Origin of the sequence: Nonomuraea monospora, assembly GCF_039531895.1 — a bacterium.
GTDB classification, from domain to species: domain Bacteria; phylum Actinomycetota; class Actinomycetes; order Streptosporangiales; family Streptosporangiaceae; genus Nonomuraea; species Nonomuraea monospora.
Genome location: NZ_BAAAQX010000018.1, coordinates 29670 through 43619, shown reverse-complemented (window position 1 = coordinate 43619; position 13950 = coordinate 29670). Strand labels below are relative to the sequence as shown.

Annotated in this window: 10 protein-coding genes; 7 read left to right on the top strand and 3 right to left on the bottom strand. The window is 74.0% G+C overall.

Features of this window, described 5'->3' with window-relative positions; genetic code table 11:
- Positions 1-64 precede the first annotated feature (64 nt).
- Positions 65-1360 carry a UDP-glucose dehydrogenase family protein gene (locus tag ABD331_RS31050; protein WP_344482240.1) on the bottom strand — a complete coding sequence of 432 codons (1296 nt, stop codon included), beginning with the start codon at positions 1358-1360 and terminating at the stop codon, positions 65-67.
- Positions 1361-1612: 252 nt separating this feature from the next.
- Between ABD331_RS31050 and ABD331_RS31045 the strand changes: the two genes are divergently transcribed.
- The 7 genes from ABD331_RS31045 to ABD331_RS31015 all read left to right on the top strand — a co-directional run bounded on the left by ABD331_RS31045 (position 1613) and on the right by ABD331_RS31015 (position 11794).
- On the top strand, positions 1613-3535 hold the full coding sequence (locus ABD331_RS31045) for a S9 family peptidase (protein WP_344482237.1): 1923 nt from the start codon (positions 1613-1615) through the stop codon (positions 3533-3535).
- Positions 3499-4809 (top strand): serine hydrolase domain-containing protein, encoded by a 1311-nt coding sequence (locus ABD331_RS31040; RefSeq protein ID WP_344482234.1) that lies wholly within the window; start codon positions 3499-3501, stop codon positions 4807-4809. Before ABD331_RS31045 ends, ABD331_RS31040 begins: the two co-directional genes overlap by 37 nt.
- Positions 4810-4878: 69 nt before the next feature.
- The gene (locus tag ABD331_RS31035) at positions 4879-6690 is read left to right on the top strand and encodes a PucR family transcriptional regulator (protein WP_344482231.1); all 1812 of its coding nucleotides are present in this window, start codon (positions 4879-4881) and stop codon (positions 6688-6690) included.
- 92 nt (positions 6691-6782) lie between these two features.
- A complete protein-coding gene (locus tag ABD331_RS31030; protein ID WP_344482228.1) occupies positions 6783-8357 on the top strand; it encodes an ABC transporter substrate-binding protein in 1575 nt (524 codons plus the stop codon).
- Positions 8358-9299: an ABC transporter permease gene (locus ABD331_RS31025; protein ID WP_344482225.1), complete on the top strand. Its 942-nt coding sequence runs from the start codon at positions 8358-8360 to the stop codon at positions 9297-9299.
- Positions 9299-11128: a dipeptide/oligopeptide/nickel ABC transporter permease/ATP-binding protein gene (locus ABD331_RS31020; RefSeq protein ID WP_344482222.1), complete on the top strand. Its 1830-nt coding sequence runs from the start codon at positions 9299-9301 to the stop codon at positions 11126-11128. Before ABD331_RS31025 ends, ABD331_RS31020 begins: the two co-directional genes overlap by 1 nt.
- Positions 11129-11794 carry an ABC transporter ATP-binding protein gene (locus ABD331_RS31015; protein ID WP_344482219.1) on the top strand — a complete coding sequence of 222 codons (666 nt, stop codon included), beginning with the start codon at positions 11129-11131 and terminating at the stop codon, positions 11792-11794. It begins immediately after the preceding gene.
- Here ABD331_RS31015 and menC read toward each other — a convergent pair.
- The gene (gene menC / locus ABD331_RS31010) at positions 11784-12884 is read right to left on the bottom strand and encodes an o-succinylbenzoate synthase (protein WP_344482216.1); all 1101 of its coding nucleotides are present in this window, start codon (positions 12882-12884) and stop codon (positions 11784-11786) included. The genes ABD331_RS31015 and menC overlap by 11 nt on opposite strands.
- Positions 12881-13651 (bottom strand): GNAT family N-acetyltransferase, encoded by a 771-nt coding sequence (locus tag ABD331_RS31005; RefSeq protein WP_344482213.1) that lies wholly within the window; start codon positions 13649-13651, stop codon positions 12881-12883. The genes menC and ABD331_RS31005 overlap by 4 nt, the downstream gene beginning before the upstream one ends.
- Between the last annotated feature and the right edge of the window lie 299 nt (positions 13652-13950).

Below are 13950 nucleotides of genomic sequence, written 5' to 3'. Positions count from 1 at the left end.
ACGGGAACATGAGGAACATAGTGCGGTGATCAGCACCGCGGCGCAACGGATTATTCCGCGGCGGCTACGGCCTCCCGACGCTCATGTACGTGTAGCCGAGCGCCCGCATGCCCGCCGGGTCGAGCAGGTTGCGGCCGTCGAAGAGCACCGGCCGGCGCATCGACTCGGCCGCCTTCGCCCAGTCGACCTCCTTGAGCTGCGGCCACTCGGTCACCACGATCACCGCGTCGGCGCCCGCCATGGCCTCCTCGGGCGTGGCGTGGCGCGTCGTGGAGACCCACGGCTCGACCTCGCCGGGGCGGGCCATCGGGTCCCAGCAGCTCACCTCGGCGCCCTCGGCCAGCAGGCGGCCGGCCAGCACCGTGCTGGGCGCCTCCCGCATGTCGTCGGTGCCGGGCTTGAACGTCAGGCCGAGCAGCGCCACCCGCATGCCCGCCAGCGTGCCCAGCTCGTCCTTCAGCTTCTGGATGGCCCGGCGTTTCTGCAGGTTGTTGACCTCGATGACGGCCGACAGGAGCTGCAGGTGGTAGCCGGTGTTGCTGGCGAGCTGCCGCAGCGCCTCGGAGTCCTTGGGGAAGCAGGAGCCGCCCCAGCCGATGCCGGGCCGCAGGAAGTGGGGGCCGAGGCGATGGTCGAGGCCGACCGCGCGGGCCACTTCCTCGACGTCGGCGCCGGTCTTCTCGCACAGGGTGGCGATCTCGTTGATGAAGCTGATCTTCGTGGCGAGCAGTGCGTTGGAGGCGAGCTTGACCATCTCGGCCGAGCGCACGTCCATCACCACGACCGGGCCGTCCACGCCGTCGTGCAGGTCGGCGATGAGCTGCGCGACGGCCTCGTCGGCCGCGCCGATGACGATGCGGTCGGGCCGCATGAAGTCGGCGACCGCGCGGCCCTCGGCGGTGAACTCGGGGTTGGCGGCGTACCCGACGTGGGCCAGACCCGCGGCGTCGAGCGCGGAGCGCACCCGCGCGCCGGTGCCGACCGGCACGGTCGACTTGACCACCACGGCCTTCAGGTGCGCGGCGCCTTCGAGCGACTTCACGACCGACCAGATCCTGGACAGGTCGGCGTCGCCGGAGGCGGAGGGCGGCGTGTCGACGCACACGTACGCGATCTCGGCGCCGCGCAGCGTCTCCTCGAGGTCCAGCGTGAACGTCAGCCGCTCCTTGTTCCTGACGATCATGTCGCCGAGGCCGGGCTCGTAGATCGGCACGTCGCCGGAGCGCAGCAGGGCGACCTTGTCGGGATCGATGTCCCGCACCACCACCCGGTGCCCCAGCTCGGCGAGGCAGGCGCCGGTCACCAGACCGATGTACCCGGCACCGAACACGGCCACCTGCCGTTCCGGCTTGCCAACCATGGTTGACCATCCAATCTCGCGAACACCGCAGGCGGGCCCGCTGCTCGGGGAAGTGAGGTGCCGAAACCGGCGGAGGATCTTCACACCCTAACGTCCTTTCTCACATTCTCCTCGACTGGTTGGCGGGTGGCACAACGCGGGCCCCGCTGTTCGTCCGGCAGACCGAAGCAGAGGGGAGCAGCAATGCCCTACGGTGCGGTTATGCAACGGGAATCGCCGCGTATCGGTCTCGACGACGTTCATCGTTTCGCCGTGCCCTCCGATCCGGCGCTGCGGCCCGACGGCGGCGCGGTCGCGTACACGCTGACCACCGTCGACGTGGAGGCCGACGAGAACCGCGCGGAGGTCTGGCTCGCCGTCCCGGGCGCGGAGCCGCGCCGGCTGGCCAGGGGGAGCGCGCCCCGGTGGTCGCCCGACGGGCGGACGCTGGCGTTCCTGCGGCCGGTGGACGGCAAGCCGCAGCTCCACCTGCTGCCCATGGACGGCGGCGAGCCGCACCCGCTGACCAGCGCGCCGCTCGGCGCGGGTCCCGCCCGCTGGTCACCGGACGGCACCCGCCTCGCCTACGCGGGCCCGGCCGCCCCGCAGCCCGATCCGCACGGGACCCGCCCCGCGTACGCCAGCCCGGCCGGACCGGAGCCGGATCCGCACGGGACCCGTCTCGCCGACGCCGGGGAGGGGCTGGATCCGAACGCTCCCGTGGTGATCGACCGGCTCGACTACAAGGCCGACGGCGCCGGGCTGCTGCGCGGCATCACCACCCACCTGTTCGTGGTGGACGTCGCCTCGGGGAAGAGCACCCAGGTGACCGAGGGCGACTTCCACGCGGGCGAGCCCTCCTGGTCACCCGACGGCACGCGCCTGGCCTTCGCCGCCGACCTGGAGCCCGACCGCGACCTTCGGCCGGGCGGCGCCGCGTACACCGTCCTCGCGTCCGGCGGCGGCGAGCCCGAGCGGCTGACGGGCCCCGACCTGCTCTGCGGCGGCGTGTGGTGGCTCGGCGAGCGGCTCGTCGCCGCCGCCCAGAAGGGCGGCCCCGTGGGGCACGTCCGCCTGTTCGAGCTGGGCCCCGGCGGGGCCGCCGAGATCGAGACGGGCCTCGACAGGAACGTGATGACCGGCCACCCCGGCTACCCCGGCGCCTCCCCGGCGCTGCTCGGCGGCGACCTGGTCTTCTGCGCCCGCGACGGCGGCTGCTCGCACCTGTACCGCATCCCCGGCGGCGCGCTCGCCACCAAGATCGTGCCCGAGGAGGTGAGCGTCGCCGGGGCCTCCAGCGCGGGCGAGCGCGTCGCGTACGTGGCCGCGACCCCGCACAGCGCGGGCGAGATCTTCCTGCTGGAGCCGGGCGAGACGACCGCGCGGCGGCTCACCGGCCACGCGCTCGCCGACGCCGACCTGTACCTGCCGGAACGCCGCACCTTCACCGCCCCCGACGGCACCCTCGTCGAGGGCTTCGTCTGGCGCGACGAGAACGCCGCCACCCCGGGCCCGCTCCTGCTCGACGTCCACGGCGGCCCGCACAACGCCTGGGCGCCCGTGCTCGACAACTTCCGCGTCTACCGCCAGATCCTGGCCGCCCGCGGCTGGACCGTGCTGGCGATCAACCCCCGCGCCAGCGACGGCTACGGCGAGGCCTTCTACACCGCGGCCGTCGGCGCGTGGGGCCTGGCCGACACCCAGGACTTCCTCGCCGCCGTGGACACCCTGATCGCCGAGGGCGTCGCCGACCCCGAACGGCTCGCGGTCACCGGCTACAGCTACGGCGGCTACATGACCTGCTGGCTGACCGCGACGACGGACCGGTTCAAGGCCGCCGTGTCCGGCGGGCCCGTCACCGACCTGACCAGCATGAGCGGCACGTCCGACATGGGGCTCCTGCTCAAGGCGTACGAGTGCCCCGGCGACCTGGCCGCCCAGTCGCCGCTCACCCACGTGGGCGAGGTCACCGCGCCCACCCTCCTCCTGCACGGCGAGAGCGACGACCGCTGCCCCGTCGGCCAGTCGGAGCAGTGGTTCGCCGCGCTGCGCGAGCGGCGGGTGCCCGTGCGGCTGGTGCGCTACCCCGGCGCCAGCCACCTGTTCCAGGGCGGTGGCCGGCCCTCACACCGGTACGACTACAACGAAAGGATGATCGCGTGGCTGGAGCAATGGGTCAGCGGCTCGCGGAGCTGATCGCCGAGTACGAGGTGCCCGGCGCCGCGCTGGCGTACCTGCACGAAGGGGAGCTGCACGAGTTCGCCGCCGGCACGCTCAACACCGCCACCGGCGTCGAGTCCACCACCGACAGCCTCTTCCAGATCGGCTCCGTCACCAAGGTGTGGACCGCCACCCTGCTCATGCGGCAGATCGAGCGGGGCAGGCTCACGCTCGACACCCCCGTGGCCGAGGTGCTGCCCGGCTTCCAGGTGGCCGACCCCGAGGTGAGCAAGACCGTCACCATCAGGCACCTGCTCACCCACACCAGCGGCATCGACGGCGACCTGTTCATCGACACGGGGCGCGGCGACGACTGCGTCGCCAAGTACGTCGAGGCCTGCGCCGACCTGGCGCAGAACCACCCGCTCGGCGCCACCCACTCCTACTGCAACTCCGGCTTCGTCATCGCGGGCCGCGTCGCCGAGAAGCTCGCGGGCAAGCGCTGGGACGACCTGATCCGCGAGGAGATCGCCGAACCGCTCGGCCTCACCCACACCTGGACCCTGCCCGAGGACGTGCTGCGCTTCCGCGCCGCCATGGGCCACGCCGGCGGCGCGCCCGCCCCGCAGTGGGGGCTCATGCGCGGCATGGGACCGGCCGGCCTCATCTGCGCCCGCCCGGCGGACGTGGTGGCCTTCGCGCGGGCCCACCTGGAGGGCGGCCTGCTCGACGACCCGCGCGCCATGTGGGAGCCCCAGGTGGACGTGCCCAACCCGGACGGGCTCGGCCGCCAGTGGGGCCTCGGCTGGATCGTCGACGAATGGGACGGCAAGCGCGTCATCTCCCACGCCGGCAACACCATCGGCCAGCACGCCATCCTCTGGGCCGTGCCCGAGACCGGCACCGTCATCTGCGCCGCCGCCAACGGCGGCCACTCCACCGCCTTCACCCGGGCACTCGGCACCGAGCTGTTCGCCCAGCTCGACGGCCTCACCGTGCCGCCGCCGCCGTCCCCGCCGCAGACCCCGGCCGGGGCGGACGCCGCCCGCCACGCCGGCCTCTACGAGCGGGCCGGCGCCCGGATCGAGGTGTCGGTCAGGGAGGGCGAGCCGTGGCTCCGGCACGAGGCCACCGGGGCGCTGGCCGCCCTGCAGCCGCCGGAGGAGAGCGCCATGGTCGCCGTGGACGAGAACACGTACCTGTTCAAGCTGGGCGGCTCGCCCGACTGGATGTCGGCCGTGTTCTACGAGCTGCCGGACGGGTCGCCGTACGTGCACATGGGCGCCCGCGCGACCCCCAAGACCGGCTGAGCCCCCGCACGGCACCCACTACCGGTCCGGCCGGGACGGACGTGCCGTGACGTGGACTATCTTGAGGGGATGAGGGACCGCCCGCGCGCCAGCCTCGGGCGGATCATCCACGACCTGGGCACCACCGTCCTCGACGTGGCCGCCTCACCCGGCGACCTCGACGCCGAGGTGACCGGCGTGCACATCTACGATCCGCTCGACGAGCTGATCGTGCCCGCGGGCGCGATCCTGCTCGCCGTCGGCGTCCAGGGCGCGGCCGACATCTGCGAGCTGCTCGCCCGCGCCCCGCACGCGGCGGGCGTCGTGGTGAAACTGCCGGTGGACGTGGACGAACGGGTCCGCGCCGCCGTCCTGGAGACCGGGGTCGCCGTGCTCGGCCTCACCAGGGCCGCCTCCTGGGCGCAGGTGGCGGCCCTGCTGCGCTCCCTGCTGGCGGAGGGCGACCTGGCGGAGCCCGGCGACAGCGCGCACGGTGACCTGTTCTCCCTCGCCAACGCCGTCTGCGCCCTGCTCGACGCGCCCGTCACGATCGAGGACCGCTCCTCCCGGGTGCTCGCCTACTCGGGACGCCAGGACGAGGCCGACCAGGGGCGTGTCGAGACCGTGCTCGGCCGGCAGGTGCCCGAACGCTACCTGCGGCTGCTCGACGAGCAGGGTGCGTTCAAGCGCCTGTACCAGAGCCAGGAGCCGATCCACATCGCGCTCGACGACGGCAGCCCGATCAACCGGGAGGCCGTCGCGGTGCGGGCGGGCGACGAGATCCTCGGCTCCATCTGGGTGGCCGTCCGCGACCCGCTCAACGCCCAGCGGCGGCGGGCGCTCGCCGACGCCGCCAAGATCGTGGCGCTGCGGCTGCTGCACGAGCGGGCGGGGGCCGACACCCAGCGGCGGTTGCGCGCCGACCTGCTGTCCACGGTGCTGGCGGGCGGGGCGGAGGCGGCCGAGGCGGCGGGGCGGCTGGGGATCGCGACCGCGCGGTTGTGCGTCCTGGCCGCCCAGCTCACGAGCGGCACCACCACGCGCCGGACCGCCACCGGCCGCACCACGACTGGCGGCACCACGACTGGCGGCACCGCGACCGGCGGCACCGCAGCCGGAAGCACTGAGATCGGCGGCACCACCACCAGCGGCACCGCGACCGGCGGCGCCACGACCATCGCCGGTCTCAGCGCCTCTGGCGGTCGCGTCGGCACCGACGGCGTCACCAGCACCGACCACGCCGCGGACAGCGCCCGCGCCGAAGGCGACCGCCAGCGCTTCTGCGACGCCCTCGCCCTCCACGTGGCCGCCATCCACCCGAAGGCCGCCGCCGCCCTGATCGGCTCGGTGGCCTACGCGGTCCTCCCCCTGCCCCCGGGCGGCGGCGACGAGGAGGCCAGGGCCCTGCGCGTGGCCGAGAGCTTCCTGGCCAGGGTCGGCCCGAGGCACGCCGCCAACATCGGCGTGGGCCGCCTGGCGCTCAACCTGTCGCAGGTGGCCAGGTCACGCGCGGACGCCGACCGGGCGCTGCGCGTCCTGCGCACCCGGACCGCGGCCGACGGCGTGGCGGGCCGGACGGCCGGTTACTCGGAGGTTCACTTCGAGTCGCTGCTGCTCCAGGTCGCCGACGTGGCCGCCGCCGAGGAGCAGGCCCCCTCCGGCCCGTACCAGCGGCTGCTCGGCCACGACGCCGAGCACGGCACCGAGCTGGCGGCCACGCTGGAGGCGTACCTGGACGCGTTCGGCGACGTGGGCGTGGCGGCGGCGCGGGTGCACGTGCACCCGAACACGTTCCGGTACCGGCTCAAGCGCCTGGTCGAGATCAGCGGACTGAACCTCGACGACCCGGACGCGCGCCTCACCGTCCAGCTTCAACTGCGGATCTTCGGCCGACGGCACTAGGGAGCCCGGCTTTTTCGTGACCGGGCACGAAGAACGGTGACCGGGCGAGCGGCGAAGGTGGTGCTCTCCCCCCACCGCTGTCTGGAGTCCCCATGAGAACGTCACAAGCGGCGGCCCTGACCGCGCTCGCCCTGCTCGCCGCCGCCTGCGGAGGAACGGGGGGAGGCGCCGCCGCGCAGCCCGGGGGCGGCACGTTCACGTACGCGCTCCCCTCCGACCCAGGCGTGCTCGACCCCGCCTCGGGTGTCCTGGGCGTCACGATCACCACGCTGTCGCTCGCCTACGACACGCTGACGGGCGTCACGGCCGACGGCAAGATCGTGCCGGGCCTGGCGGAGAAGTGGACGGTCGAGCCCGACAAGGTCACCTTCACCCTGCGCCGGAACGCCACCTGCTCCGACGGCGCCCCGGTGACGCCGTCCGACGTGGCCGCCAGTGTCAACCACATCGCCGACCCCGCCACCAAGTCGCCCATCTACGGCGTGCTGATGCCGGTCGGCATGAAGGCCGAGGCCGACGACGCGGCCGGCACGGTGACGCTGTCGATGCCGCAGCCGTTCAGCTTCATCCTGGAGAGCACCCGGCTGATCTACGTGGTGTGCGGCAAGGGCGTCAAGGACCGTTCGGCGCTGGCCCGCGGCACGTCCGGCAGCGGCCCCTACAAGCTGACCGAGGCGGTGCCGGGCGACCACTACACGTTCAAGGTCCGCAGGGAGTACGCCTGGGGCCGGCCGGGCTCCTCCGTGAAGGACGTGCCCGAGACGGTGGTGCTGAAGGTCGTCCCGAACGAGCAGACCATGGCGAACCTGCTGGTCTCCGGCACCGTCAACGGCGCCACGATCTACGGCCCCGACCGCGCCCGCCTGGAGTCCACGCCCGGCATCACGGCGAAGCCCGTCCCGGAGGCGAACGGCGAGTTCTTCTACCACCAGGGCGAGGACCGGCCCACCGCCGACGCGGCCGTCCGCAAGGCGCTCACCCAGGCCGTCGATCTGAAGGAGCTGGCCGGGATCGCCTCCAGCGGCACCGGCGGCACCCCGACGGGCCTGGTCCTGCACCCGCGTCCCTGCCAGGGCGACAGCGTGGCCGGGCACGTGCCCGCCTACGACCCGGCCGCCGCGGCGGCGGCGCTCGACGCGGCGGGCTGGCGGGCGGGGGCGGACGGCGTCCGCGTCAAGGACGGCGAGCGGCTGACCCTGCGCTACCTGTACGCGACCACCAAGGGAGCGGGCACCCAGGCCGCCGCCGAGTACCTGGCCGCCGCCTGGCGCAAGGCCGGGGCCGAGGTGAAGCTGAACGGCGTCATCGACACCAAGCTGGCCGAGTCGCTGAACGCCACCCAGGACTGGGACGTCGTCTGGCTGCCCATCGGCGTGCCGCTGCCCAGCCAGCTCGTCGGCTTCCTGTCCGGGCCCGCCGCGCCGAAGGGGGCGAACTTCGCGCACCTGTCCAACGAGCGGTACGAGAAGCTCGTCGCCGAGGCCGGGCTGAAGCCGGCCGCCGAGGGCTGCGCGCAGTGGCTGGAGGCCGAGTCGGCGCTGTTCGAGAACGCGGACCTGGTGCCGGTGGCGGAGACGACGGTGCTGCAGGCGTCCAAGGGCGCCACGTACGAGCAGGTCGGCGGGATGTTCGTGGCCACGTCGATCCGGCTCGGGCAGGGCGGCTGAGTGGGCGCCCGTGCCGTGGTGCGGCGGGTGGTCAGGTTCGTGGTGTCGCTGGCCGTGCTCATGGTGGCGTCGTTCGCGATGGTGCACCTCATCCCCGGCGATCCGGTGCGCACCTCGCTGGGGCCGGCCGCGCCGGTGGAGCTGGTGGAGGCGCGCCGGGCGGCGCTCGGGCTGGATCGGCCGCTGCCGGAGCAGCTTTTCACGTACGCCACCAACGTCCTGTCCGGAAATTTCGGGACGTCGTTTCTGACGGGGGAGCCCGTCGGCGAAGTCATCACCACCCGCCTGCCGAACACCCTGGCCCTCGCCCTCCTCGCCACCGTCCTGGCCCTGCTGGTGGCCGTGCCGCTCGGCATGTGGGCCGCCGTCCGCACGGAGAACGGCCGCAACCGCGGCACCGACCTCGCCTTCAGCGCCGGCACCGGCGCCGCCGTGGCGCTGCCCGAGTTCCTGTACGCCATCGGGCTGGTGGCCGTGCTCGCCATCGGGCTCGGCTGGTTCCCGCCGGCGGGCATGGCGGGGCCGGGCACGTACGTGCTGCCCGTCGTCGCGCTCGCCATCGGCCCCGCCGCCATGATCGCCCGCATCTCGCGCGTCGAGACACTGCGCGAGCTGGGCAAGGACTACGTGCGGCTGGCGCGCGCCAAGCGGCTGCCCGCCGTCCGGCTGCACGTGCGGCACGTGCTGCCCAACACGCTCACCGCGACGCTGACCGTCGGCGGGTTGCTGCTGACGTCGCTCATCGCGGGCGGGGTGCTGGTCGAGTACGTCTTCGCCTGGCCGGGGCTGGGCCTGAAGATCGTCGAGTCGATCACGCAGAAGGACTACCCGGTGGCCCAGGGCGTGATCCTGGCCTACGGGGCGATCGTGCTGGTCGTGAACCTCGTGGTGGACCTGGCGCTGGGGGCGCTCGATCCGACGTCCGCGATCAAGGAGGCCTGATGAGCCAGGACGCCCCCCGCCCGCCGTGGCACGCCAGGTTGCGCGGCCCCGGCGCGGCAGGCGCCGTGATCGTGACCGGGATGGTCGCGCTGGCCGTCGCGGCCCCCCTCATCTGGGGCGGGACCGCCGAACGCATCGACGCCGCCGCCATCCTCCAGGGCACCTCCCCTGCCCACCCGCTGGGCACCGACAACCTGGGCCGCGACCTGCTGGCCAGGGTCCTGGTCGCCACCCGCCTGTCGCTCCTGCTGGCCCTGGCCGCCACCCTCATCGGCGCCGTGGCGGGCGTCGTGCTCGGCGCGCTGCCCTCGGTGCTCCCACGGCGAGCCGCCCGCCTGGCCACGGACACGGTCAACGCCCTGGTGGCCTTCCCCGGCCTGCTGCTGGCGATGTTCACGGCGGTCGTCACCGGCCTCGGCGCGCGCGGCGCGGTGCTCGGGATCGGCGCGGCCATCGCCCCCGGCTTCGCCCGGCTCACCCAGACGCTGGCCGCCAGGGTCGCGGGCGCCGACTACGTGGCGGCGGCCCGCATGCTGGGCGTGTCCCGCCGCCGCATCCTGACCAGGCACGTGCTGCCCAACATCGCCGAGCCGCTGATACTCAACCTGGCCCAGGCGTTCGGCGGCGCGCTGCTCGGCCTGGCCGGCATGTCGTTCCTCGGGCTGGGGGTGCAGCCGCCGCAGTACGACTGGGGGCGGCTGCTGTTCGACGGGTTCCCGCGCATCTACGTCACGCCGGAGGTGGCGCTGGGCCCCGCCGCCGCCATCGCGCTCGCCGGGATCGGCTTCAACCTGCTCGGCGACGCCCTGGCCAGGGCCGCCGCCCGCACTCCTGGGACGGGGCGGGAGCGGGCCGCGCCGCCGGTCGCGCGGGAGGCGGGGGAGCCTGACCCCGGCGCGGTGCTGGAGGTGCGGGACCTGACGGTGACGTTCCCCGGCGGCGTCACTCCCGTACGGGAGCTGTCGCTGACCATCGCGCCCGGCGAGATCGTCGGGCTGGTGGGCGAGTCGGGCAGCGGCAAGAGCCTGACCGCCGCCGCGATCGGCGGGCTGGTGCCCTACCCGGGCACGGTCACGTACGGGGCGCTGCGCCTGGGCGGCAGGGACGTGGACACGCTGTCGGACCGCGAGCTGGGCACCGCGCTCGCCATGGTCTTCCAGGACCCGCTCGCCGCGCTCAACCCGGCGCTCAAGGTCGGCGGCCAGCTCGCCGAGGTGGCCGTCGTGCACGAGGGCGCCGGCCGCGCCGAGGCCCGCCGCCGCGCCGTGGACCGGCTCGGACACGTCCACCTGCCCGAGCCGGAGCGGGTCGCGGCGCGGCACCCGCACGAGCTGTCCGGCGGGATGCGGCAGCGCGCCGTCATCGCGATGGGCCTCATGGGCACGCCCCGCCTGATCGTCGCCGACGAGCCGACGACCGCGCTCGACGTGACCGTGCAGCGGCAGATCCTGCGGCTGCTGCGCGAGGTCGTGGACGAGACGGGCGCGGCGACGCTGTTCATCTCGCACGACATCGCCGTGGTGGGGGAGCTGTGCGACCGGGTCGTGGTCATGTACGCCGGGCGCGTGGTGGAGGAGCTGCCCGCCGACCGGCTCGCGGACGCGGCGCACCCGTACACCAAGGCGCTCATCGCCTCGCTGCCCGACCTGGACACCGACCGCGCCAGGCCGCTGGCGGGCATCCCGGGCGCCCAGCCCGCACCGGCGGGCGTCGGCCTCGGCTGCGCCTTCGCGCCCCGCTGCGCGCTGGCCACCGACCGATGCGAGACCGAGCGACCCCGGCTCGCCGCCCGTGGCGGCGGGCGCAGGGTCGCCTGCTGGGAGGTCTAGATGATCATCAAGAATCTGAGCGTACGCTTCGGCCGCTTCACCGCCGTGGACGACGTCACCCTCGAGATCCCCGACGGCCAGGTGGTCGGCCTCGTCGGCGAGTCAGGCTCCGGCAAGTCGTCGCTGGCCAGGGCGGTGTGCGGGCTGGTGCCCCACACCGGGACCGTGGAGGGCGCGCGGCGGGTGCAGATGGTCTTCCAGGACCCGTACGCCTCGCTCGACCCCCGCATGACCGTCGCCCAGACCATCGCCGAGGGCGCCGGGCCCGGCGAGGTCGGGCGGCTGCTCCAACTCGTCCGGCTGCCCGCCGAGCTGGCCGGGCGCTACCCGCGCGAGCTGTCGGGCGGGCAGCGCCAGCGCGTCGCGATCGCCCGCGCGCTCGGCGGCGACCCCGGCCTGCTGGTCGCCGACGAGATCACCAGCGCGCTGGACGTGTCCGTGCAGGCCGCCGTGCTCAACCTGGTGCGCGGGCTGCGCGACGAGCTGGGGCTGAGCATGCTGTTCATCTCGCACAACCTGGCCGTCGTCCGGTACGTGGCCGACGTCGTCGCCGTCATGCACCGGGGCAGGCTGGTCGAGTCGGGGCCCGCCGAGCAGGTCGTCGGCGAGCCCGCGCACGAGTACACGCGGGCCCTGCTGGCCGCCGTCCCCCGGCTCAGAGCGTGATCCACTCCGTGGAGGTCGTCACCTCGTCCAGCACCGACGGGATGGGCTCGACCCCGAGCCCCGGCCCGGAAGGCACCTCCAGATGGCCGTCCACCAGCTCGAACGGCTCCGTCACGTCGGTCGCGAAGTAGCGCCGCGAGCCTGAGGTGTCGCCCGGCAGGGTGAAGCCGGGCAGGGCGGCCAGCGCCACGTTCGCCGCCCGGCCGAGGCCCGTCTCCAGCATGCCGCCGCACCACACCGCGACGCCGTTGGCCCGGCACAGATCGTGGATCCGCCTGGCCTCCAGGTAGCCGCCGATCCGCCCCGGCTTGATGTTGACGATCGAGCAGGAGCCGAGCGCGATCGCGGCGGCGGCGTGCTCGGCCGACTCGATCGACTCGTCCAGGCAGATCGGCGTCCTGAGCAGCCGCGCCAGCTTGGCGTGCTGCACCAGGTCGTCGTTGGCCAGCGGCTGCTCGATCAGCAGCAGGTCGAACGCGTCCAGCCTGGCCAGGCGGGGCGCGTCCGTCAGCGAGTAGGCGGCGTTCGCGTCCACCTGCAGCAGCACGTCGTCGCCGAACCGCTCCCGCACGGCGCGCACCGGCTCCACGTCCCAGCCGGGCTCGATCTTCAGCTTGATCCGGACGTACCCCTCCTCCAGGTAGCCCGCGACCGCGTCGAGGAGCTGCGGCACCGAGTCCATGATGCCGACCGACACGCCGCACGGCACCCGCGTCCTGGCCGCGCCGAGGAACTGGCCGAACGACTCGCCCGCCGCCCTGAGCTGCGCGTCCAGCACCGCCGTCTCCAGCGCCGCCTTGGCCATCCGGTGGCCCTTGATCGGCTCCAGGGCGCGGCCGACGTCGTTCGCGCCGACGTTCTTCGGCAGCGCCGGCAGCAGGAAGCGGCGGATCACCTCGGCGGCGCCGTCCACGTACTCGGAGGAGTAGAGCGGCTCCGACATCGCCACGCACTCGCCCCAGCCCTCGGCGTCCGGCGTCACGACCCTGACCAGCAGGACGTCCCTGGACGTCTCGGTGCCGAACGAGGTGCGGAACGGCGCCACCAGCGGCATCGCGATCCGCCGTAGCTCAACTCCAGTGATCTTCACGCTCTCTCCACTACGTAGTACCGCTTCCCGGAGAACCCCGTGACCGCGTGGCCCTCCGCCATCAGCCCCCCCAGCACATCACGTACGGCGTGCCGCCACGCCTTGCCCGCGCCCGGGTCGGCCCCGCGCAGCCCCTCGACGTCCTCCGGCACCGCCACCAGCACCGTGCGGGCGGCGACGTCCACCGGCGTCGCCACCGGCCGGCCGCCCTCGTCGGCCAGCGCCACCACCGCGCCGGGAGCCACCGGCCGATCGTACGGCTCGCCCCGCACCAGGGCCGCCACGTGCGGCGCGGCCAGCGGCCAGGAGGCGAGCAGCCGGTCCGACTCGTCGCCCTGGTTGATCGCGTCGCCCAGGACGCCGTAGAAGCACGGCAGGTACTCCAGCGGCCTGGCGCCCAGCTTGGCCAGGTTGAAGTGCGCGTTGCGGCGCACCAGGGGGTCGTAGGTCCAGGTGATGCGCTCCAGGCCGCGCTCCATCGCCCAGCGGCGCTGGTGCAGCTTGAGTTCGTAGCCGATGCCCGGCCTGGTCGCGCCCGTGACGTGCGAGTGCAGCGTGCGGTCCGCCGCCAGGAAGCCCACCGAGGCGCCGACGATCCCGCCGTCCTCCTCGAAGGCGCCCGCGACGTAGCCGCCCGCGTGGGACAGGGCCCGCATCAGCTCGATCGTGATGGGGGGCGCGGCGGGGGCGAAATGCCAGATGTCGTCGAACAGCGCGTCCACGCGTTCGAGCTCCGCCATCTCGTGGAGTTCCCTGACCTCGATCAACGATCCAACCCTTTCGTCACGATCCCCTGCGACGGTATGCCATCGGGGGGCGGGAGGATTCGTCGTGGGCCACCAAGAGGGCGCGCCTTTTCGTCGCGCCGCCCCACCGCTGCGGGCTGGGGCTCACGCGCATGCTGGACGGGCACGGCTGTGCCGCCTCCTTGGCAAGGCGCGCGTCCGCACGGCAGGCGCGTCCGCACGGCAGGCGGCGTCCGCATGGCAGGCGGCGTCCGCTTGGCAGGCGGCGTCCGCTTGGCAGGCGGCGTCCGCTTGGCAGGCGCGTCCGTACGGCAGGCGCG